Annotated in this window: 20 protein-coding genes and 1 pseudogene; 11 read left to right on the top strand and 10 right to left on the bottom strand. The window is 66.0% G+C overall.

Annotation, left to right across the window (positions count from 1 at the left end; all coding sequences use genetic code 11):
* Positions 1 to 58: 58 nt before the first annotated feature.
* The 4 genes from AC0QSG_RS14920 to AC0QSG_RS14905 are packed head-to-tail and all read left to right on the top strand — an operon-like array spanning position 59 to position 4012.
* Positions 59 to 2029 carry an MFS transporter gene (locus AC0QSG_RS14920; protein WP_475375964.1) on the top strand — a complete coding sequence of 657 codons (1971 nt, stop codon included), beginning with the start codon at positions 59 to 61 and terminating at the stop codon, positions 2027 to 2029.
* A complete protein-coding gene (locus tag AC0QSG_RS14915) occupies positions 2026 to 2607 on the top strand; it encodes a TetR/AcrR family transcriptional regulator (RefSeq protein WP_475375963.1) in 582 nt (193 codons plus the stop codon). Before AC0QSG_RS14920 ends, AC0QSG_RS14915 begins: the two co-directional genes overlap by 4 nt.
* Positions 2604 to 3320 (top strand): alpha/beta fold hydrolase, encoded by a 717-nt coding sequence (locus tag AC0QSG_RS14910; protein WP_475375962.1) that lies wholly within the window; start codon positions 2604 to 2606, stop codon positions 3318 to 3320. The genes AC0QSG_RS14915 and AC0QSG_RS14910 overlap by 4 nt, the downstream gene beginning before the upstream one ends.
* Positions 3317 to 4012, top strand: a complete 696-nt coding sequence (locus AC0QSG_RS14905) for an esterase/lipase family protein (protein ID WP_475375961.1) — start codon at positions 3317 to 3319, stop codon at positions 4010 to 4012. Before AC0QSG_RS14910 ends, AC0QSG_RS14905 begins: the two co-directional genes overlap by 4 nt.
* 13 nt (positions 4013 to 4025) lie before the next feature.
* Here AC0QSG_RS14905 and AC0QSG_RS14900 read toward each other — a convergent pair whose 3' ends face one another.
* Together AC0QSG_RS14900 and AC0QSG_RS14895 are read right to left on the bottom strand one after the other, a co-directional pair.
* The gene (locus tag AC0QSG_RS14900; protein WP_475375960.1) at positions 4026 to 4928 is read right to left on the bottom strand and encodes an SDR family oxidoreductase; all 903 of its coding nucleotides are present in this window, start codon (positions 4926 to 4928) and stop codon (positions 4026 to 4028) included.
* Positions 4929 to 5023: 95 nt separating this feature from the next.
* Positions 5024 to 5554: pseudogene (locus tag AC0QSG_RS14895) on the bottom strand (acyl-CoA dehydrogenase family protein); the annotation flags it as partial.
* Between the two features lie 64 nt (positions 5555 to 5618).
* On the opposite strand from AC0QSG_RS14895, the gene AC0QSG_RS14890 reads away from it, so the two are divergent.
* The 4 genes from AC0QSG_RS14890 to AC0QSG_RS14875 all read left to right on the top strand — a co-directional run bounded on the left by AC0QSG_RS14890 (position 5619) and on the right by AC0QSG_RS14875 (position 11382).
* Positions 5619 to 8711, top strand: coding sequence for a Tn3 family transposase (locus tag AC0QSG_RS14890; RefSeq protein ID WP_237204362.1), 3093 nt, complete (start codon positions 5619 to 5621; stop codon positions 8709 to 8711).
* A gap of 193 nt (positions 8712 to 8904) precedes the next feature.
* Entirely contained in the window at positions 8905 to 10410 is a 1506-nt protein-coding gene (locus tag AC0QSG_RS14885) for an MFS transporter (RefSeq protein WP_237204363.1), read from the top strand.
* 17 nt (positions 10411 to 10427) lie between these two features.
* Entirely contained in the window at positions 10428 to 10970 is a 543-nt protein-coding gene (locus tag AC0QSG_RS14880) for a TetR/AcrR family transcriptional regulator (protein WP_475375959.1), read from the top strand.
* Positions 10963 to 11382, top strand: coding sequence for a DUF3817 domain-containing protein (locus AC0QSG_RS14875; RefSeq protein ID WP_475375958.1), 420 nt, complete (start codon positions 10963 to 10965; stop codon positions 11380 to 11382). Before AC0QSG_RS14880 ends, AC0QSG_RS14875 begins: the two co-directional genes overlap by 8 nt.
* Positions 11383 to 11645: 263 nt before the next feature.
* On the opposite strand, the gene AC0QSG_RS14870 is transcribed toward AC0QSG_RS14875, so the two are convergent.
* Positions 11646 to 12653, bottom strand: a complete 1008-nt coding sequence (locus AC0QSG_RS14870; protein ID WP_024476678.1) for a zinc-binding alcohol dehydrogenase family protein — start codon at positions 12651 to 12653, stop codon at positions 11646 to 11648.
* A 71-nt stretch (positions 12654 to 12724) separates the two neighbouring features.
* Between AC0QSG_RS14870 and AC0QSG_RS14865 the strand changes: the two genes are divergently transcribed.
* A complete protein-coding gene (locus AC0QSG_RS14865) occupies positions 12725 to 13075 on the top strand; it encodes a winged helix-turn-helix transcriptional regulator (RefSeq protein ID WP_024476679.1) in 351 nt (116 codons plus the stop codon).
* A 1037-nt stretch (positions 13076 to 14112) separates the two neighbouring features.
* Here the strand turns inward: AC0QSG_RS14865 and AC0QSG_RS14860 are convergent.
* From AC0QSG_RS14860 to AC0QSG_RS14850, 3 genes are all read right to left on the bottom strand, one after another.
* On the bottom strand, positions 14113 to 15027 hold the full coding sequence (locus tag AC0QSG_RS14860; protein WP_475375957.1) for an alpha/beta fold hydrolase: 915 nt from the start codon (positions 15025 to 15027) through the stop codon (positions 14113 to 14115).
* A 16-nt stretch (positions 15028 to 15043) separates the two neighbouring features.
* Positions 15044 to 15766, bottom strand: a complete 723-nt coding sequence (locus AC0QSG_RS14855; RefSeq protein ID WP_251448496.1) for an alpha/beta fold hydrolase — start codon at positions 15764 to 15766, stop codon at positions 15044 to 15046.
* Positions 15767 to 15927: 161 nt separating this feature from the next.
* Positions 15928 to 16281: an IclR family transcriptional regulator gene (locus AC0QSG_RS14850; RefSeq protein ID WP_229382131.1), complete on the bottom strand. Its 354-nt coding sequence runs from the start codon at positions 16279 to 16281 to the stop codon at positions 15928 to 15930.
* Between AC0QSG_RS14850 and AC0QSG_RS14845 the strand changes: the two genes are divergently transcribed.
* Both AC0QSG_RS14845 and AC0QSG_RS14840 read left to right on the top strand, forming a co-directional pair.
* The gene (locus AC0QSG_RS14845) at positions 16259 to 16708 is read left to right on the top strand and encodes an aldo/keto reductase (protein WP_024476682.1); all 450 of its coding nucleotides are present in this window, start codon (positions 16259 to 16261) and stop codon (positions 16706 to 16708) included. The genes AC0QSG_RS14850 and AC0QSG_RS14845 overlap by 23 nt on opposite strands.
* Before the next feature lie 37 nt (positions 16709 to 16745).
* A complete protein-coding gene (locus tag AC0QSG_RS14840) occupies positions 16746 to 16940 on the top strand; it encodes a hypothetical protein (protein WP_120298671.1) in 195 nt (64 codons plus the stop codon).
* Positions 16941 to 17094: 154 nt separating this feature from the next.
* Here the strand turns inward: AC0QSG_RS14840 and AC0QSG_RS14835 are convergent, their stop codons facing one another.
* The 4 genes from AC0QSG_RS14835 to mobF all read right to left on the bottom strand — a co-directional run bounded on the left by AC0QSG_RS14835 (position 17095) and on the right by mobF (position 21689).
* Positions 17095 to 17520 (bottom strand): hypothetical protein, encoded by a 426-nt coding sequence (locus AC0QSG_RS14835; protein WP_231734932.1) that lies wholly within the window; start codon positions 17518 to 17520, stop codon positions 17095 to 17097.
* A gap of 44 nt (positions 17521 to 17564) precedes the next feature.
* Entirely contained in the window at positions 17565 to 17882 is a 318-nt protein-coding gene (locus tag AC0QSG_RS14830) for a type II toxin-antitoxin system RelE/ParE family toxin (RefSeq protein ID WP_024476684.1), read from the bottom strand.
* Positions 17879 to 18115: an addiction module protein gene (locus tag AC0QSG_RS14825; protein WP_024476685.1), complete on the bottom strand. Its 237-nt coding sequence runs from the start codon at positions 18113 to 18115 to the stop codon at positions 17879 to 17881. Before AC0QSG_RS14825 ends, AC0QSG_RS14830 begins: the two co-directional genes overlap by 4 nt.
* Positions 18116 to 18218: 103 nt before the next feature.
* On the bottom strand, positions 18219 to 21689 hold the full coding sequence (gene mobF, locus AC0QSG_RS14820; RefSeq protein ID WP_051317668.1) for a MobF family relaxase: 3471 nt from the start codon (positions 21687 to 21689) through the stop codon (positions 18219 to 18221).
* Between the last annotated feature and the right edge of the window lie 125 nt (positions 21690 to 21814).

The raw sequence follows: 21814 nt of genomic DNA, 5'->3' as shown, positions 1-21814 counted from the left end.
ACGCCTGTTCACACGCGGCCGCCACTCCGCCAGCCGGCCCGCCATCCGAAAGGCCGCCGTGCCCTCAAGCGACCGCACCGTTCCCCCTTGGGCCACCATCGCGGTGCTCGCGCTCTGCGGGATGATCGTCTCGCTGCAGCAGACTCTGGTCATCCCCCTGCTCCCGGAGTTCCCGGTACTCCTCGGCGTATCGGTCGACGACTCCTCCTGGCTGGTCACGGCCACCCTGCTCAGCAGCGCCATCTTCACGCCGATCGTCTCCCGGATGGCGGACATGTACGGCAAGCGCAAGATGCTCCTGCTGGCGTTGGCGGTCATGGTGCTGGGCTCCGTTATCGCGGCGGTCGGCGGCACGTTCGCGGCGGTGATCGTCGGCCGCGCCATGCAGGGGTTCGCCTCCTCGCTGATCCCGGTCGGCATCTCCGTGCTGCGCGACGAGCTGCCGCGGGAGAAGATCGGCTCCGCCGTCGCGCTGATGAGCGCCACGCTGGGCATCGGCGGCGCGCTCGGCATGCCGCTGTCCGGAGTGCTCTACAACGCGCTGGGCTGGCAGTCCCTGTTCTGGTTCACGGCCGCGGCCGGCGTCGTGTTCATCGTCGGCCTCCTGCTGCTGGTCAAGGAGTCCACGCTGACGACGCCGGGGCGCTTCGACGTCGTCGGCGCCGTGATCCTCTCCGCGATCGTGACGTCCATCCTGCTGGCCGTGTCCAAGGGCGCGTCGTGGGGCTGGGGCAGCCCGCTGGTGCTGGGGCTGTTCGCGCTGGCGATCGCGCTGCTGACGGTCTGGATCCCCCTGGAGCTGCGCGTCAACCAGCCGATGGTGGACCTGCGGACCTCCGTGAAGCGCGCGGTCCTGCTGACCAACCTCGCCTCCTTCTTCGCGTGCTTCGCGATGTTCGTCAACATGCTCATCACCACCCAGCAGCTGCACCTGCCCGTCGGCACGGGCCACGGGTTCGGCCTCACGGTGCTCGGCGCCGGTTTGGCCATGGTCCCCTCGGGCCTGGTGATGGTGGCCCTGGCGCCGGTCGCCGGTTGGATGCTGAACCGGCTGGGCGGGCGGTTCACGCTGGTCTTCGGGACGGCGATCATGGGCGCGACGTACGTCGGACGCGTGTTCTTCGACGATTCCGTCGCGCAGGTGATCGTCGCGGCCACCCTCGTGAACGTCGGGGTCGCGTTCGCGTTCGCCGCGATGCCGACGCTGATCATGGGTGCCGTCCCGATCACCGAAACCGCGTCGGCGAACGGCGTCAACGCGTTGGTGCGTTCGCTCGGCACCTCGGTGGCCAGCGCAACCACGGGGCTGTTGCTCTCCGCCGTCGTCTTCCAGTACGACGGCGGCACCGTCCCGTCCGTCGACGCGCTGCACCTCGCGTTCTGGCTGGCCGCAGCGAGCTCCGCCGTCGGCATCGGGATCGCCCTGTTCCTGCCGCGGCCCCGCGCCGCCAGGGCCGATCCTCGCGACGCCGTGGGCGCCGGCACCGGGGCCATCGGAGTGGTGAAGGCGGCCGGGGCCGGCGCGCGGGAAACCATGGTCCACGGGCGGGTGCGCTTCCGCGGCCATGCCTCCCCGACGGGGTTCGCCATCGTCACCTTCGTCCGCGAGGACGGCACCCCGGCCGACTGGGCGCGCACGGAACACGACGGGCGCTTCTCGGCCGTGCTTCCCGGCCCCGGCCGCTACGTGGTGGTGGTGAACGCGGCCGGCTGGTCCCCACGCGCGGTGGTCATCGATTTCAGCGGCACCAGCGAACAGGACCTGGAGCTGACCGAGAAGCTGTCGCTGTCCGGGACGGTCACCCGGGACGGCTTGCCCGTGTCCGCCGCGCTCGTGACGATGAGCGCCGGCATCGGCGACTTCATGTCCTCCACCCACACCGGCGGGGACGGGACGTACCAACTCCCGATGCCGGCGGTCGGCACCTACGTGCTCACCGCGGTCGACCCGGCCGTCGGCAGCGCCTGGTCGCTCAAGGTGAACCTCAGCGCGAAATCCGAGAACATCGACATCGGGTTGCCCCGGTGAACCGGCCCGGGAACCGCGGGACCGTCCACGCCGTCGCGCGCGCCCTGTTCGCCGAGCGCGGCTACCAGGGCGTCACGGTGCGGGACATCGCCGCCGCCGCGGGCGTCTCCCCCGCCCTGGTGGTCAAGCTGCACGGTTCGAAGGCCGAGCTGTACCGGGCGGCCGGGCCCGTCCCGTTGCCCTTCGCCGCGCTCGACGTCCCGCGCGGGAAACTGGGCGCCGCACTGGTCCGGCAGGTCCTCGAGCGCCGGGACCGCGGGGCCACCGACCCGTGGTGCGCGCTGCCTCCGAGCGTCCTGCAGTCCCCCGACCCCGACCGGACCCGCGCGGAGGTCCGCGAACGCGTCCTCGGCGACCTGGCCGGACTGATCGGGGACACGACGGCGTCTCGCCACCACGCCGCGGCCGTCGCCTGCCAGCTGATGGGGTTCGCGGAGGGGGTGCGCGTCCTGGGACTCCTGCCCTCCCGCGAGACCGACGCCGACGAGTTGGTGGGGCTCTACGCCCCGGCCGTGCAGCTCCACATCGACGCCTGCGGCGGCGGGGTTCCCCCCGGAGCCGGCGGGGGCGCCGCATGACCCGGGAGGACCCGACCGTGCGCTTCGAGACCTCCGGCGCCGGGCCGGAAACCTACGTCCTGGTCCACGGGATCGGCGCCTCCTCCCGCTATTTCCGGCCGCTGGCCCGGGAGCTGTCCCGCGGCGCGGTGGTCCTCAACGTCGACCTTCCCGGCCACGGCAGCGCACCGAAGCCGGCGCACGCGTTGTCCGTCCCGGACTACGCCCGCGTGCTCTGGTCGGCGCTGGAGAAGACCGGCGTGGAGAACCCGGTGCTCGTGGGGCACTCCATGGGGGCGCAGGTGGTCGTGGAGATGGCCCGCACGGGGAGACCGGTGGCCGGCGTCGCGCTGTTGGCGCCCACGAACTACGCCCCCGAACGCTCCCTGTGGCGGCAGGCGCTGCGCCTCGCCCAGGACACGCTGCGCGAGCCGCCTGCCGTCAACGCGATCGTGTTCGCCGACTACAACTTCCGCTGCGGGCCCTCCTGGTACCTGAAGACGTCCACCGCGATGCTGGGACACCACATCGAGGACCGCATCGCCGGCGTCGCTGCGCCGCTGGTCATCGCCCGCGGCGCCCGCGACCCGATCGTGCCGCGGCGCTGGGTCAGTGAGCTGGCGGACCTACGCCCCGGCACCCGGACGTTCGAGGTCGACGGCGAGGCGCACGTGCTGATGTTCCGTTCGGCCGCGGAGGTCGCGGGACTCTGTCGGGGGTTGGTGGAGCCGTGATCCGGCCCGCGGAGGTTCTCCGGCGCGGGTGGGCGTGGTTCCTCGACTACGTCTACGTCGCGTACTGGCAGGTCCACGCCTTCCTGTTCCCGGCGGCGCACGAGCATCTGCTGGAGGATCCCGCACCCGGCGCGGCACCCGTGGTCCTCATCCCGGGCATCTACGAGACGTGGCAGTTCCTGCATCCGATCGCCGAGCGGCTGCACGCCGCGGGACATCCGGTGCACGTGGTGCGGGAACTGGGTTACAACCACGGAAGCGTCCCGGCGATGGCGACGCTCGTGGCGCGGTTCCTGGAGGAGCGGGACCTGCGGTCGGTGGTGATCGTGGCCCACAGCAAGGGCGGGCTGATCGGCAAGTACGTCATGAGCGCGTCGGACCAGGCCTGGCGGGTGTCCCGGATGACGGCCGTCAACACGCCGTTCTCCGGTTCCGTCTACGCGCGGTTCGCCCCGCTGCGCAGCCTCCGGGACTTCTCCCCCCGCAACGCGGAACTGCTCAAGTTGGCGCGCAATCTGGAGATCAACCGGCGGATCGTTTCCGTCTACAGCGTCTTCGATCCGCACATTCCCGGCGGGAGCTTCCTGGAGGGCGCCGTGAACATCGAGCTGGGGGCCATGGGCCACTTCAGGCCCATCGGCGATCCCCGGCTGCTCGACGTCGTGGAAGGCCGTGTCCGCGGCCAGGCCTGAGCGCCGTTTCGCCCTAGAAGACCGGCATCCCTCCGGTGACACCGAGCACGGTGCCGCTGACGTAGCTGGCCTCGTCCGGGCTCGCGAGGAAGACGTAGGCGCCGGCCAACTCCGCCGGCTGGCCGATCCGCCCCAAGGGAGTGTCCCGGCCCATCTTCGCCACGGCCTCCGGCTCCTTCGTTGCCGGTTGCAGCGGGGTCCACACCGGGCCCGGTGCCACCGCGTTCACGCGGATCCCGTCCAGCCCGAGCTCTGCGGCGAGGTTGGCCGTGATGTTGTTGAGCGCGGCCTTCGTCGCCGCGTAGTCGATCATGGTGACGGACGGGTCGTACGCCTGCAACGACGTCGTGTTGATGATGCAGTCCCCGCGCGTCAGGTGGGACAGCGCCGCCCGCGTGATCCACAACGTCCCATAGACGTTGGTCCGCATGGCCTGGTCCAGCGCCTCGGTGGTCAGCCCGCGCAGTCCGTGCTCCCCGCGCGCCCAGTGGTAGCCGGCGTTGTTGACGAGAATGTTCAGGCCGCCCAGCTGAGCCGCCGCGCGCTCCACGATCACGGAGCAGGTCTCTTCGTCCCGGATGTCCCCGGGCACCAGGACCGCGGTCCGTCCCGCCTTGCCGATCCAGCCCGCGGTGTCCTCGGCGTCCTCGGCCTCGGCGGGCAGGTAGTTGATGGCCACGTCCGCGCCCTCCCGGGCGTACGCGATGGCGATCGCGCGGCCGATGCCCGAGTCCCCGCCGGTGATCAGCGCCTTCAGTCCCACGAGGCGGCCGCGTCCGGTCCAGGAGGATTCGCCGTGGTCCGGCACCGGATCCATCCGGACGGTCCGGCCCGGATGCTCCTGCTGTTGCGGTTCCATGCCGCCCTCGCCGTCCGCCAGGTCGCGGGCGCGCCGCGAAACGTCTGATTCGGCCACCGGAGGCTCCTCTCGTGGGGTCCCTGCTGTCCCGGACAGCCTAGGAGCGCGGGCCGCGTTTGTCTGCGCGTGGGCGCCCGGGGTTTTGCGGATTCCTAAACGAACGCGGACTTCCCCGTCACGGCGCGTGCGACGATCAGCGAATTGATTTCGTAGCTTCCCTCGTAGGTGTACAGGATTTCCGCGTCCCCGAAAAGCTTGCCCATCTCGTAGTCCGTGCTGATCCCGTTGCCTCCCATGAGCGACCGGCCCATCGCCACCGTGGAGCGGGCCAGCCGCGTGGTGGTGGACTTCGCCATGGCCGCCTGGGCCATCTCCAGCCTGCCTTCCTCCTGGATGCGGGCCACCTGCGCCATCAGCGCCAAGGAGACGGACGCGTTGCCCAGAATCTCGGCCAGCTGCTGGGCGATGAGCTGGAAGCTCGCCAGTTCCCTGCCGAACTGCTTCCGGCCCAGCGCGTAGTCCCGCGCGACGTCGAACGCGGCCAGCTGGATGCCGGCCGCCTGCCAGCCCACCCAGGCGCGGGAATCGCGCAGCAGGTCGTTGGCCTTCGAGAAGTCCGTGGCGCCCGGCAGAAGGTTGGATTCGGGGATGCGGACGTCGTCGAGCGCGATGTCCGCATTCTGGGGTCTGAGCTGTAGCGGAACAGTGGTTGGCGCTAAGTCTTCGCGATTGGCTTAGGTTGGTGCCATGCCAGTTGAATTTCTCAGTGATGACCAAGTAGCGGTGTATGGCCAATTCTCAGGTCCGGTTTCACGAGCCGAATTGGAACGGTTCTTCTTTCTTGATGACCGGGATATGGATTTGGTTGGTCGCCGCCGTGGCGAAGGTAGCCAGCTTGGGTTTGGTTTGCAGTTGGGGACACTGCGTTTTCTGGGGACGTTTCTTGATGATCCGGTGGCGGTACCAGAAGCGGTGGTTGACTTCGTGGCATCGCAACTCGGGATCACCGATGGTTCCGTTTTGGGGAGTTACGCAGAGCGGCCAAAAACCCCCTACGAACACCGCTGGGAGATAGCCCGAGTGTATGGGTACCGACGGTTGTCTGAGCCCGAAACGGTCGCCGAATTCAAGAGCTTCCTGACAGCTCGTGCGTGGACGCGGGCCGAGCGGCCGACCCAGCTGTTCGATCAGGGGGTAGCGTGGCTTCGTGCGGAGCAGGTGCTGTTACCGGGGGTGAGTGTGTTGGCCAGACTCGTCGGCGAGGCCAGGGGCGCGGCTGGCGATAGGTTGTATTCGGTGCTGTCGGATCGAGTCTCCCCGGAACTTGGTCGTGGTCTTGATGGTTTACTCACGGTACCGGCTGATTCACGGTCCTCGGGTTGGGAGCGGCTGCGTCGCGCCCCAACTCGAGCCTCGGGCCCGGAGATGGTCCGGGCCTTGGAGCGCGCTGCGGAGATTGCCGGGCTGGGTGTCGGCGACGTTGATCTGGGCGAGATTCCGGCGGGGCGTATCCAGGTGCTTGCACGACAGGGTCTGTCATCGGATGCTGCGGCGCTGCGACGGATGCCGGAACATCGCCGGTGGGCGACGTTGGCGGCCACCGCCGGGGCGTTACAGGTATCGGCGGTTGATGATGCCCTTGACTTGTTCTCCGTTCTGATGGCGACCAAGCTCATCGGGCCCGCAGTGCGCGCATCGGCCAAGGACCGGATGAAGTCCTTGCCTCAGTTGAGGCGGGCATCGGTGACGTTGGCTGCAGCGGCGAAGGTGATGCTCGAATGTGCCGAGGCCCAGTGTACGGGGCTGGACCCGGCTGAGGCGTGGACCCGGTTGCAAGAGGCCATATCGAGGGAGAAGCTAATGTCCGCGGTGGCGACCGTTGCCGAGCTGGCACCCGATGCCGGGGACGACGCGGACCAGGGGCAGGCGGAACTGGTGAAGCGATATGCCACGGTCCGGCCCTTTGTGCCAGCGATCTCCGAGGTTCTGCCACTGGCCGCAACCCCGGCGGGCACTGCACTGTTGACCGCGGTGAAGGGCCTGGGGTTCTTGGTTGGACGCAAGCGGGTTGCCCGGGCAGAGATTGTAGATGAGGTCGTGCTCGGGTCGTGGCGACGGCTGGTGTTTCCTTCTCCGGAATCGCCGGAGGATCCCGTGGATCATCGGGCCTACACGCTCTGCGTGCTCGAGGCATTACATCGGGCGTTGCGTCGTCGGGATGTGTACGTGGTGGATTCTGCCCGGTGGGGCGACCCTCGGGCGCGCCTCTTAGATGGTGAGGCGTGGGAACAGGCCCGTCCCGATGTTCTCACAGCACTGCGATTACAGGACCCCGTTGATGCGCACCTTAGCGACCTTGCCGCACGACTGGACACGGCTTACACGGGCCTCGCCGCCCGGATCCAACCCACTGAAACGACCACAAGCGCTGTCCCTCTTCGTTTGGAAACGGGCCCCGATGGGCGCACGCGAATCCATCAGTCACGGCTGGAAGCGGTGCCGGATCCGGACACGCTGACTGCGTTGCGGGACACCGTCGAGCGAATGCTGCCTCGAGTGGATCTCCCTGACGTACTACTGGAAGTGAACACCTGGACCGGCTATCTGGACGACTTCACCCATCTGGGGATGACGGGGCAGGCCTCCGGTTCCAGGCTCACCGATCTGGCGACCTCGATGGCCGCGGTGCTGATCGCTGAAGGCTGCAACCTTGGGTTCGCGCCGGTTATCAAGCACGGGCATCCGGCACTGAGCCGTCGCCGGCTCTCACATGTGGCGCAGAACTACCTGCGCAGCGATACCCTGGCTGCCGCCAACGCTCGCCTAATCGAGGCCCAGGCCGGTGTTCCCACGGCCCGGGCATGGGGCGGTGGGCTGGTGGCCTCCGTCGACGGGTTGCGGTTCGTGGTCCCGGTCCGCACTCTGGATGCCGGCCCGAATCCACACTATTTTGGTCAGGGCCGTGGCGTGACCTGGCTCAACGCCATCAACGACCAGGTCTCCGGCATCGGGGCCGTGGTGGTGACCGGCACGATGCGCGACTCCTTGCATGTCCTAGATGTGATCCTCAACCGTGATGGCGGAGCTGCACCGCAGATGATCGCGACGGATACCGCTTCCTACTCCGATATCGTGTTTGGGCTCTTCCGTCTGCTGGGCTACCAGTTCAGCCCGCGATTGGCCGACATGCCTGACCAGCGTCTGTGGCGCCTCACCGTTCCCGGCGGGCCCGCTGCTGATTATGGTGTCCTGAACGCGGTCGCGACGAACAAGCTTTCCGCCGGGCGCATCCGGGACCAATGGGCTGACATGCTGCGCGTGGTGGGGTCTCTGCACAGCGGTTCGGTCGCCGGCTATGACCTGTTGCGGATGCTGGGCCGCGACGGCAACCCCACCCCGCTCGGGGCAGCGTTCTCCGATTATGGACGGGCAGCGAAGACTCTGCATCTGCTGGCGATGTACGACCCGGATGATGAGAGCTATCGTCGATCGATCCACGTTCAACTCACCGTTCAGGAATCCCGGCACCGCATGGCACGGAAAATCTTCTATGGCCAGCGTGGGGAACTACGCCAGCGGTACCGTGAGGGTCAGGAGGACCAGCTCGGTGCCCTGGGGCTCGTTTTGAACGCGGTCATCCTATGGAACACCCGCTACATCGACGCTGCCTTGGCCGCACTGCGGGAGCAGGGGCATCTTGTGGATGACAAGGATGTGGCGAGGCTTTCTCCCCTGGGGGACGCGCACATCAATGTCCACGGCAGGTACGCCTTCACCATGCTCTCGGATGGCACCCTCAGGCCGTTGCGTGACCCGACGATTTCCACCGATGACGAATAGGGATGATGGTGAATACGTGAAAAATCGTGGGCAAGTGAATACCACCAAACGGTATTGGAGCCGGTGCTGCCAAGACTTCATGCCCTAGTCCACTGTTGGCATTTAAGCTCATGTGCTCTTGTCACACTTCTTCCCCATGATCATAACTATACCTTTCAAAAGGTATAGTTATGACTATGATTGAGGAGATGACATGACAATGAGTTCAAATCGCCGGTGGGTGTTGTTGGCGACAGTGTCGGCAGGGTTGTTGCTGATCGCGTTGGATAACTCCATTCTTTACACAGCTTTGCCTACCCTGGTGACGGATCTGGGTGCGAGTAGTTCCCAGAGCCTGTGGATCATTAACGCCTATCCGGTGGTGATGGCCGGGCTGCTGCTCGGGGCTGGCACTTTGGGGGACAGGGTGGGGCATCGCAAGATGTTTTTGATCGGGTTGGTGATTTTCGGACTGGCCTCGATTTTGGCGGCGTTCTCACCGACTCCTGAGGTTCTTATCGCTGCCCGGGCGATCCTCGCTGTGGGTGCTGCGGCGATGATGCCGGCGACGCTGGCCCTGATTCGCATCACGTTCGAGGACGAGCGTGAACGCAACGTCGCGGTCGCGATCTGGGGAACCATAGCCGTCGTCGGCATGGCGTTGGGCCCCATCGTCAGCGGGCTATTGCTGCTGAGTTTCCCGTGGGGTGCGGTGTTCTTGATCAATGTTCCCGTAGTCATCCTGGCAGTCATTGCGACTATGATCTTGGCGCCGAAAAACGATCCAGACCGTTCAAAATCGTGGGACTTGATCTCCTCAGTCTTCGCACTGGTGACCCTGGTTGGCCTGGTGATTGCGATCAAGGAAGTAGCTCGGCAGCCTTCCCCTCTAGTGATCATCGCCGTTGTCGCAAGCGTTGCAGGCGGGTGGGCCTTCGTACATCGGCAGGGCAGACTTGAGCACCCATTGCTTGACTTTAAGATCTTCCGTAATCCTGCGTTTACCGCAGGTGTCTTCGCGGCCGGTGTAGCGATGTTTGCCGTCGCCGGTATCCAGCTCATCACGACCCAACGATTCCAGCTCATCGAAGGATTCACACCCCTTGAAGCTGGTCTGCTCGTCGCAGCGGTCGCGGCAGGGACCTTGCCAACGGCGATCCTCGGCGGGAGTATCCTCTGGAAAGTCGGGCTCCTGCCCCTTATTGCTGGCGGATTCGCCCTGAGCGTCCCGGGAGCGGTTCTTGTCTTGTTCAACTTTGACTCGAACTTCGGCATGCTCATCGCTGGCCTTGTGCTCACCGGTGCGGGGTTGGGGGCAGCGATGTCCGTTGCCTCCACCGCGATCATTGGCAACGTACCTGTGAGCCGGGCCGGGATGGCATCCTCCGTAGAGGAAGTGTCCTACGAATTTGGCGGCCTGACCGCCGTAGCAGTGCTCGGCAGCATGCTGAGCGCGATTTACACGGCAACGATCAACGTTCCGGCCGGGATACCCGGCACCGCTGCCGAGAGCTTAGACAGTGCCTTGGCTCTTGCACACGATCGCGGTGAGGCCGGTTCAGAGCTATTCTCAGCCGCTTCCCAGGCCTTCGATGGTGCCTACTTCACGGTCATGATCGTTATTGTCGCAGTCCTCGCCGTTGGTGCAATCCTGACTGGATTCCTGCTCAGGCATAACGGCCCCGCCACCGCACAAACTGACGCCGTTGTCAGCCACTAACCCCTCAGGAGAAAAGCATGAGAACCAGTAACCGGTCAAAGATCCTCGAGGCGGCGGCTCGTGTTGTTCAGCGCGAGGGCATCAGAAGCTTCACCTACGACGCCGTCGCCGAAGAAGCAGGACTGACTAAGGGTGGACTCTTGTACCATTTTGCCTCCCGTGAAGAACTCGTTGAAGCCGTGCACGAACACCTCGCCCAGGAATGGGAGGACGCGATGATTGCCGCCTTGGGGAAACCTGACGACACCGCCACACCAGCGGAGCGTCATGCCGCTTACGCAAAATTTAACGCGACCGGTGCGAAGCGCGCTGAATTGTTGTTCATCATCGAAGGCTCCACCTCGGCACAGTATTCCGCACAGTGGGAGACCGTCATGGCCAAGTGGGCACCACCAATACCCGCAGCAGACGCGTCCGAAGAAGATCTGGAGCGGTTTATCGTCCGGCTTGCCTCCGATGGGTTGTGGCTCTTCGAGGCGATCACTCATGAACACCTCGATCCGGCACTGCGGCACGCAGTGTCCGAACGTCTCGCCCGAAAGATCACTCGCAATGCCTAACTACCCTCAACCAGCAACCACCACAGCAAACAAGGACAGCACCACCTACCCCCTTACCAGTCCGAGAGGCAAGTCGAGTCTCATGGGGCGGTTGTTTACTCTCGCAACGATCGGCGAAGCCGCCACCTGGGGCGGCCTGCTGATAGGGATGTTCTTGAAGTACGTCACCGAGACGACTGCCCTAGGCGTCACGGTCTTCGGGGCCCTCCACGGGGGCATGTTTATCATCTACCTCGTCGTTGCGATCCTCGCCGGGCTCGTCTTGAGATGGCCGTTCTGGGCGTTCGCTATCGCGATTCTCGCAGCTATCCCGCCCCTGGTCACCATTCCGGTGGAGATACTGCTCCGTAAGAAAGGCCTGCTCACCACACGGCCACGATGGCACCAAGCAGCCCTGAAAACCAGCCGCTAAGCAACTATCAACCACATCGATAAAGACGGAGACCCAACCATGACCAACACCACCATTCTCGTCACCGGGGCAACAGGAAAAACCGGCCGCCGCGTCCTTACCCTCCTTCTAGAGGAGAATCTCACGGTGCGTGCAGGTTCACGGAGCAGCGAAACACCGTTCGACTGGGACAAACCCACCACCTGGCCGGCAGCTCTCCACGGGGTAGCCGAGGTTCTGCAAACGCACTCGCCTGTGAACATGCGCGTGCGCGCGGTTTCAGTCTACTCCCATCTGTGGACGGTGACCTTGCCGACTGTGCGGCCGTTCTCGACCAACTCGTGCGCCTCGCGGAGTGTGGTCGGTGAGATCGGCGCGAGTGTCGTTGTGGCCGTGGTGCGGATGCGGCCCTGATCTACAAGGTCAGCGACAGTGTTCAGGAGCTGGTGCTGTTCAATCATGTCCGGGGTCTGCCTGAGCGGGCGGGTGAACATCAGTTCCCAGTGCCAAGCGATGCTCTTGCCCTTGAGCGGGAACACGTCGCGCGGACCGTCGTCAATGGCGACAATATGCCCGAACGCTCGAACGATCCGCGCATAGGTTTCGATCTGCCCCGCGGAATGCGCGGTGAACAGCCAGTCCACGCCATCCTGCGCGACGGCGAGCACCTGCTCAGCCAGGTCGTCGCGGTGGTTCACCACATGCTCCGCGCCCAGGTTGCGCACCCAGGCGGAGCGTTCATCGTCGGAGGCGGTGGCGATCACGGTGACGTTCGGCAGGAGCGCGTCGGCCAGTGCCAGCATGATCGATCCGACTCCGCCGGTCGCGCCGATCACCAGCAGGGTGCCGGTCGAGTCCTCGGTAAGGGCGAGCCGCTCGAACAGGGTCTCCCAGGCGGTGATCGCCGTCAGCGGCAGCGCAGCAGCGTCGGCAAACGACAGCACCTGCGGCTTGCGCCCCGTAATCCGCTCATCCACAACATGCAGGCGCTGGTTCGTACCTGGCCGGTCGATGCTGCCCGCGTAGTACACCTCGTCACCCGGAGCGAACAGCGTCACCGCTGAGCCGACCTCGCGCACCGTACCGGCGGCGTCGAAGCCGAGCACCTTGAACCCGTTCGCAGGAGCGCCTTCCCGCAGTTTCACATCGACCGGGTTCACCGAGACCGCCTCGACCTCGACCAACAAGTCATGCGGTCCAAGTTCGGGCACCTCGACCTCGCGGGCGGTCAGCGCCTCGGGGTCGGTGGCGGGGAGGTTCTTCTCGTATCCGATCGCAGTCGTAGCCGTCATGCCAATTATGGTTCCCCAGACCTACTGGTTACCGTCAAGGCAACCTAGTACCCATCGGATACCATGAACGTATGAGTCAGACCGTGGATGAGTGCGACCGGAACGACGTGTACGCGGCCATGTGTCCGTGCCGCGACATGCTCGACCTGCTCGCCAACAAGTGGAGCGCCCTGGCCATCGGTGCGCTCGAAGACGGGCCGCAACGCAACGGGCAACTCAAACGACGCTTGGAAGGCGTCAGCCCCAAGGTGCTGTCCCAGACCCTCAAGCGTCTCGAAGACCACGGCCTGCTCACTCGCACCGTCTACCCCGAGGTTCCCGCTCGCGTGGAGTACGAACTTACTGACCTCGGACACAGCGCAGCCGCCCCGTTGAAGCATCTGCGCGACTGGGTTGAACACAACGTCGGAACCGACCAGTAGCGACCCCCTCGGCGCTACATCGAGCCAGGAGTCCCGGCCTCCGCGTAATACCGCGTCAACACAGACGAGGCGTCGCGGTCGCCGTCACCGGACACGACAGAGTTCAGCAGGTACCGGTACCCGTCACCGGTCGTCATCACCCTAATTGATAACGTCACACCTAGAAGGTGCGAAGTAACCGACGCGCGAGCACAGGAGCGCTTCTGTCATTTCGAAGGCGAGACTTCGCGCGATTGGGATTCGCCGGGCCATCCTTCTTCTCTTTCGTCGAACGTCACCGCAACACCGTGTCGCTGGGGTTCGTGAAATCTTCTTCCGGAAGCGAAACCCAGGTACTGCGCCATGAGGAACTCGCCGCAGCGATGCACAGGCGTTCGACAGTTCGGTCGCACGAACCGATCGTTTGTTAACGGACGGCACTGTACGTCGATCGAAAGTCGCGCCGACACCCCCTGCGAATTCGCGTCGCGGGATAGTTTGCCAGGATCCGGCGATCAGCGTGGTGCGCATCAAGGAGGTGCGCAGCGGCCTCAGCACGAGGAGCCTGCCCGCGAGGCCGACCACCCCGCCCCTAGGAACGGTAGGAGTGCGACGTCGGGGCGAGCTGGGGGCCACCCCCCGAGACCGAAAGTAGCACCGCAGCGACGATAAGCGCCACGCCAACCAGGGTGGTCGTCAGCTCCCCGACCAACGAACCGATCCATCCGCGTTCCTGGAGGTCTCGGAACATCCTTATGCTCAGCCCGAACGTTCCGTTCGAGCTGCGAACCGATCGTCTCGATGCGTCGTGGCAGACGCCTCAGCTGTCCACCGATGACCTGGAGTTGCACGCGGCCGTCGGCGAACATCTCCCTTGAGTCCATCGCCAGACGTATGAAATGAGGAGTTCGAGCAAGGGCCCGATCGACCAAGTCGTAGTCGGCAACGAGCTGGCACAGCGTTCCCTCGAGTGACACGAAGGAAACGACTGGCGTTCTCCTCCGCTGTTGGGGACGTCGGGTCGGCTGAAATAATGGCCGGGACGATACGGTGGCGAGTCAGAGCGCCGTGATCCACCGCGCGATCTCGTCAGCGAGCTCGTCGCTATTGTCTTCGACCATCAGCATGTGGCCGTTCCCAGCGAGAACAGGCAGTTCGGACGACCAGAAGGTGACGGCGGCGCCCTGATCGGTGAGCCAGGCCACGATGTCCTGATCCAGCTGCGAGGGGTGGTCGGTATCGGCTCCACCCGTGAAGACGAGAATCGGCTTGTTCGTGAACGCGTCGGTCGGCCCGATCCTCATTTGGCTCCCACCGATGTTCTGACGCTGATAAAGCATCCGGGCCGGGATCGGCCGAAGGGTGCGGCGGAACACCTCGATGCACTCGCGGGGGAACCGCCGGCTGGGTCCGATGGCCTTGTCGTTCACGAAGGCGCTTGTGGGTTCCCAGAAACCCATCTTCGGGATGGTCCAGTCGATGGCCGCTCCACGGATGGAGACCTCCTGGTCGGACTCCCTCACGATCTCGGGCACCGCCTGTATATTTCCAGGCGGGCCCGGAGCGACGGCTACGAGCCCGTCGATGAGATCGCCATGCGTCTCTAGGAGGCGGAAGCCAATCGGACCTGCCATCGAGTGCACGACCAGCACGACGTTCCGGCCGAGACCAGAGAGGAACACGCCCATCCCTCGGCACACGCTCTCATAGTCCAGCCGCGCAGACGCCGCACGATCATCGACGTGTTGGGCCGCCTCATAGGACAACCCCAGCCAGTCCACCACCAGCACACCGTAGCCAAGCGATACGAATCGTGCCGCCCAGCCCTGTCGGCCGTCGGGCGTCTCGAGATAGTACTCGTTCGAGGCACCACCCCCGTGCACGAGGACGATCCACCGAGCAGGCGCACCCGACGGCGCCAGTTCGGTGTACGAGATCGGCGCGACGTCGTCTGGGCGTGAAATCGAATCCATAGCTTCCCCAGGCCTGTTAGGCAATGACGGCGTCGAGGGCCCGTGCGAGCCTCTCCGGATGCGTGAGCATCACCAAATGGCTTCCGTCGATCTCGATCGTGCGCGGACTATCAAGCCGCCCGGCCGCGGCCTGGTAGATCTCAGCGGGAACGGCCTGGTCCTGAGCGAGGAACACATAACTTGACGGGATGCTGCTCGCCCAGAACCGGTCGAGGCGGATCGGCTCATCGGACCAGCCTGCCGGCGATGGGACGAGCCTCGGCTCGAGCGCGGCGAGCTGCTGCTGCTCGAACGGGGACATGTCCTGCATCATCGCGGCCCAGAGCTCAGGCGGCATGACCATGGTGTTGTCGTCGGACTGACTCGCAAGCGCCTTCATCGCTGCGACCAACGGATCGGGGAACACGTCGTTAATGCTCTCGCCGTCGCGCAGCACCCAGGCGTCGACGAAGACGACCCGGCCGATGCGCTCGGGCATCGCCTCAGCGACGAGTTGGATGAGCGGACCTCCGCCGCTATGACCGACGAGCACGATGTCGAGCTGGGTGAGCTCTCTTACCTGATCGATCAGATCGCGCGCCATCATGCTCATCGTGACGCCGGAGCGGTCCACGTCACCGTCTTCGAGACCGCGCAGCGTCGGCGCGATCACCTCGTGCCCCATTCTGCGCAATTCGTCGGCGACGCCGTCCCACGCCCAGCCGCCTACCCATCCGCCGTGCACCAGTACGATCTGCATTGATCATCCTCTTCGCATATTTATCTGCTGAGCAGAACTTGTTCCTAACTAGAAGAAACAATAGCTTGCGCGGCGCCAAAAGTCCAGCATGGCTCGAGCTCTCTTCAGAACGCGCCGAACGACCCCTGCACCAGGTCGCAGGGGAAAGAGACGACGAGCCTTCAGGAGGTCAGGTCGGCCAGACGTACGGCTGCCTCATCGAGGAGTGCGACGAGGGTCTTCACCTTGCGGGGAGGCAAGCGGAACACCGGGGCAGATGCGTTGATCGCCAACCGCAGCCCGCTCGCCGAGGGAACGGCCACGGCCACCGAGGCCACGCCCTCCTCGCTCTCCTCCCGGTTCGTTGCATAGCCCTGCTTCGCGACAAGATCCAGTTGTGCGAGGAGCTCGGTCTTGGTACGGATCGACTGCGGAGTCACCTGTGAGAGTTGCTCGTCGGGGTAGAGACGGTCCAATTGTTCTCGCGGGAGCTGCGCCAGGAGAACCTTTCCCGTGGAGGTGCAATGGGCCGGCATCTCCTTGCCCAACCGTGAAGCGACTCGCACCGCCGTCGTCGGTTCCGCGACCGGGGTCGTGCCCGACGTGAACCAGATCCAGCTCAGCCCCGACATCGCCCGTACCGTTCCTCGACGCGCGCACGAGGTGCTCGGTATCGTGACCGAGAGCTGGAGCCCGCTCGGCCGCGGGCCCGAGCTGCGGGAGAACCCGACGATCGTGCAGATCGCGGCGGACGTCGGACGAACGGCGGCACAGGTGGTGCTCCGCTGGCACGTGCAGCAGGGCCTCGTGCCGGTGCCGAGATCGTCAGACCCCAAACGCCTGGTCGAGAACCTCTCGGTCTTCGACTTCCGCCTTAGCACCGACCAGATGGCCACGCTTGCGTCCCTCGACAACGGCGAAGCCGCCGCGCGGGACTCTGACCTGCCCGAGAACGGTCATTAGTCCACCAAGAACACCAAAATCGTCACCGATCTGGTAAATTCAGCGCGCTCTGGAGACGCAGCAGAACGCCTCGCGCGGCTCCTGGACATTCGACTACACGCAGGACCGGCTCTCCGCCATCATGCGCTGCACACACGACCGCTGCCTCGAGACCGCCGACGAATACGGCTCGCCAGGCTTGCCCGGTGGACTTCGGCGACTGCGCGAAGCAACTGACCGGCGGCGAAGGTGATGGCTCGAACGTAGGCGCGATCTGCCTTGCTCGCCTCACCTTCGGCTCGCTCGACAGCCGCGTCCAAACCATCGCGAAGTCGCGTGCACTGCAGATGGCGGCGAGGGAGAGAGTAAGTTCTGCAGTGTGCCCGATCGGGAACAGGGGGTGGGCTTTAGTACCCCTGCCCGAATTCGCGAAGTCTGGGCCACAGATCGCCGCCGACGACGCCGAAGACCCCTACGTCCGCCAGCATGCCGCCGAAGCCCTGCTTGAGATCAACGAAGACCGGAAAGTCAACGGCCGCTACCTCGCCGTCAAGACCCGACAGAACCTCGCCCGCCTCACCGACTTCGCCGAACACACCCGTCGGTTTCCCTGCCTCTTCCGCCTCGATCAACGCCACCTGTGCACCCCTATCAGCGGGAGCGAGGGTCTCGGGAAGCTTCTCAAGCCGACGGGCAACTCGCTCGGCAGTGCTTGCGAATCGGCGGTACGGACGACCCAACTGTTCGCTCGTGTTGGGGTCCTGGCCGTGCCCCATGAGACGGCGGAGCTGCTCCTCGCTGACCTCACCACCGGGTTCGACGGCGCCAGAAATGTACGCGAGACCCGATCCGAGCCATGAGCCCGGCGGCGTGCTGTTCAGTCGTTCAGCCGGTGGAGCCAGTAGCCGGGTTCGCGGCGCTCGTGGGCGTAGGCGAGGATCAGGATCGTGTCCGGCTCCACCGTGTAGACGATGCGGTACGGGTATCCGCGAACGGCCTTGCTGCGGATCACGGTGCCATCGTCAGCGGTCGTGAATGGTGGGGCGGCGTTCGGCCATTGGTCGAGGTCTTTCCGGGCTTGCCTTGCTCGGTCGATGAGCGCAAGGCCGATCCCTGGCTCCTGGTCTTCGTACCAGCGCACGGCGGCGTCGAACTCCGCGACGGCCTCGGGGTGCTCTCGCTGGGCCAAGGTCATGCGGTGAGCAAGGCGCGCAAACGCTCGTAGTGCTCGTCGGCATCCACCAGATCGACCGCACCCTCACGCACCTCGGCCAGTCGCCGGGTAGCCTCGGCACGCCAGGCTGCATCGACCTCGCTCTCGTCGTCTGCATCATGGAGGCTTTCGAGCAGGGCGTTAGCGACGACCGCGCGCTGATCGGCGTCGAGCGCGAGGCCGTCTCGGATCAGAGTTGCGGTGTCGGGTGTCATGTATTCAAGTGTACGTCGAACGGCCGACAATCGCGCTGGGCGTCTGTGGCTCGGGTTGCGGGGCTGCTGTGAACGTCACGCCGACGCGACGTGCTGCTGATGCTCATAGGCCGCGTGCTGGCCCGTCATGTCGCGGGTCGTTGCGCCGCGGGTCGCGTTCGGTCGGCTCGCGGAGTTGCCGTTCGCGTTCGGCGAGTGCTTGCTGCCTTGCTTCGTGCTCGGCGCGGGTGGTTTCGATCCGTGCGGCGGCGTCGCGGATCGGTAGCGCGCGGAGGTAGTCGGCCTCGGCTCGGAGCGCGGTGGCTTGCTGGTGCGCCTGTCCTGCTTGCTGTGCTGGGTTCGGCAGTCGCATCCCGACCCGGTGGCGCATCACCGCCTGCGGCCCGTACTCGCTGACCAGCAACGCCCGGCGTTCCTGCTCGTGCCGCTGCCGCAACTCGTCACGGTCGGCTCGCGCGGCCTCGACGTGCTGGGCGGCGTCGATCACGCGGGGATCGGCCTCGGCGCGACGCTCGGCCTGTCGTGCCGCCCACTCGGGCAGGGTGTCGGTGGTGCGGGGTGGTTCGCCCCATGTTTCGCGCACCCGTGCCCGAACCGTCCGGGTGTGCTCGCTCGTCTGGCGGTGCTCCGCGCGGGCCTTGCGCCTGCCGAGCCTGCCGACGGTGGCGAGTCGGCTGCTTGCGGCGGCCTCGCGCTCGACAGCATCGAGATAGGTGGTGCCGTCTGCCTCGGCCTGCACCGTCAACGGTTCCGCGATTTCGGCACGGATGCGCGCCGCCTCGTCCTCGGCGTGGCGGAGCACGTCGGCGTGCTCGTCGTCCTCGGTCTTGTGTGTTGCGCGCTGGGCGTCGAACCTGGCAGCGGTCTGCTCCCAGCGTTCCGCCGCACGTTCGGCTCGTTCGGCTTCGGCGGTGAGGCGGGCGAGTTCTTCGGTGATGAGCTGCACGGGGCCATCGCTGACGAGGCCTTGCACGGCGTCGATGGCTTGGGCGGTGGCGTGGTCGAGGCCACGGTCTGCCGGGTCGCGTTCCATCGCCTCAACGAACCGCGCCCGCGCATCCGCCATATCAGCGGCGACGACGTGGAGTTGGTTCTGTTGGCGGCCTCTCGTCATGCCGACGTAGACGCCTGCCGCGCTCGTCGCCTCCGACAAGGCCGTGTGGGAGGCATCGACGGTTGCGCCTTGGACGCCGTAGGCGGTCGCGGCATACGACAGGTGCGCCCACTCGCTCACGTACTCGGCGGGGAGGGCGACGGTGCGGCTGTGCTTGCCTCCGCCGCTGACTTCGCGGGCGTAGACGCTGCCCTCGTCGGTCACATGCTGCACGATCCATTGCTGCCGGTTTGCCACGCCGAGGTCGCTGCTGTTCTTCCGGGTCTGGATCAGGTCGCCAGCGCCGATGCTCAGCCCGTCGCTGCCGGTCGTCGTCATAGTGTCGTCGACCTCGCCGCGCTCGACCCGCCCGGCGCGGATGTGCTCGTTCAGCTCGGTGGCCTCGTCGTTGGTGGCGACGGTGATCGCTTCGCCGTCGTGGGCGTGGGCGGTGATGTGCTCGCGGGCCGCTTCCTCGTCGGCATGCAAGGTCACGAGGCCCATCGTGGCGAGTCGGTCGAACACGTCGCCGGGGTGCTCCCGGTCACGCATGACCAACGTCAACGCCGCATACTCGGCATCGGTGAACCTGTGGAGTTCGGTCATGTCGTAGGTACGGCCACGAATCTGGGCGGCCATGTCGAGCACCCCGCCGCGCCCGACCGCCGGGAGCTGCGCCCGGTCGCCCACGAACGCGACCGACGCGCCTGCCTCGGCGGTGACGGTCAGCAGAGCGAGGGCGGTGTCCTGGTCGAGCATCCCCGCTTCGTCCACGATCACCCGCTCACCCCGCGACAGCACGGCGTCGTTTGGTGGGCCGGTGTAGATGTTCCCGGTTGCAGGGTCGGTGTCGCCGGGTGCGAGGCGTGTCCATACGCCGTCCTCGTTCCACCGCCACCCATGCGCATACACGAGCGCCGCGACGGAGGTTGCGGGCACGCCGAGTTCTTCGTGGGCGACCTGCGCCGCACGCAACGTCGGCGCAACCACCCGCGAGGATCGCCCGTGCTCGGCTGCAACCTCGATGGCGACGCCGAGCATGGTGGTCTTGCCTGCGCCCGCCGCGCCCTCGACAATCACGAGCGGGTTGGTCGAGGCGACGGCAGCGGCGGCCACGGTCTGCCCGGTGTCGAGTCCGGCGGCTTGCGCAGCGTCGGTCACGTCGGGGTGCTTCGGCTCCCGTTCCGGCGTCGCGGCGGTGAGTTGGTCGCGGAGTGCGGTCTCGGCGGCGACGACGCCAAGGCTGGTGAGGTGGGCGACGTGCTCGGGTTGCACCATGCCCGGCGGCAGCACCGAGAAACAATCCGAGGCGGCGAGTCCGGTGGCGAGGTCGATGAACTCGCGCAACTCCGCCGGGGTCGCTTGCACGCCTGCCTCGGTGGTGATGCGGGTGACGTGCTCTCGCACGGTGTGCGGTGTCCAGGTCGATGCAGCCGCCGCGCAGCGATCCAGCGCACGACTGGCGACCTGTTGCACGCTGAGGTCATCCAGCGATGCCGGCGCAACGGTGTCGGGGTGCTGCAAGCTCTCGGGGTGGTAGCCGGCGTCTCGGAGTTCCTGCTGCCACCACTGCTCGTTCTTCAAGTCCGCCGGTTTCTTGCCGGGCCGCTGGAACGCCCACGCCGCGTCCTGCATCCGAGCGGTCAACACCGGGCCGGGCGTCTCGCCGGGATGCTTCGCTTGCCACTCGGCCTCCATGCGTTCCAGGTTGCGTCTGATCTGCGCCGACCGCTTCGACATGACGGCGTTGAACGGCTCCAACTCCACAACCTCACCGCTTACGGGGTCGAGGGTCAGGCCATGCTCGGAGAGCGTGGCGGCGAGCTGGGGGTGCGCGGCGATCACCGCCGTACCGAGAGCACGGATCGCGCCCTGCTGCTGGAACAACGCCGCCGTGGTCAGCGCCCGCCACTTCCCGCCCGCCCACACCCTCGTGCCAATCTGGAAATGGATATGCCGGTGCGGATCACCCGCACGACTCGTCTTGTGCGTGATCGCGACGGTCTGCATGTGCTCGACCGGCAGCACCTCCTGCGCGCCGCGCGGCCCCGCCAACGTGACCGAATGCTGACCAAGGAAGTGCTGAATCTCCCGCGCCGCATCCCGCTGCGTCGCGTCCAACGCCTCGGACACGTCCGGGTGGAGTGCGGCGGCGACCGACAGGCTCTTCGGCGCGTTGATCGTCATCTCCGCGAACAACGGCGACCCCCGACGCACCTTGCCCGGCTTGCGCGGGGTACCCATCGACTCCCCGGTGTCCGGGTTCACCCAATCGACCCAGGCTTCGTACTCATCCGCCGACAGCGACCGAGCAGCGGTGACCTCGCCGGTCGCGTCGATCACGGCGTACTCGGCCACGGCCTGGTCTGCGCCGAGGTAGTACTCGTCAGCGCGGGAGCGGTCGGCCTCGACATAGGCGCGCGCGGCAGCACCGCTGCCGTGGAACAGCTTCACTCCACCCTTCACTCTGGCCTCCCTCACGAGTCGTCTCGTGAGAGAGGTGCGCACTACGGCCCCGCCGTAAAATACGTGCCTCACTGAGATAGGGGGCAGATGACTGATGGAGCCGAGCGTCAGCGCGAGAGCGTCGCACAGAGTGTCGCTGG

The sequence above is a fragment of the Arthrobacter sp. LT660 genome (assembly GCF_056172845.1).
Note: the sequence above shows the minus strand (reverse complement) of the source record. Positions and strands in the feature narration are given on the sequence as shown.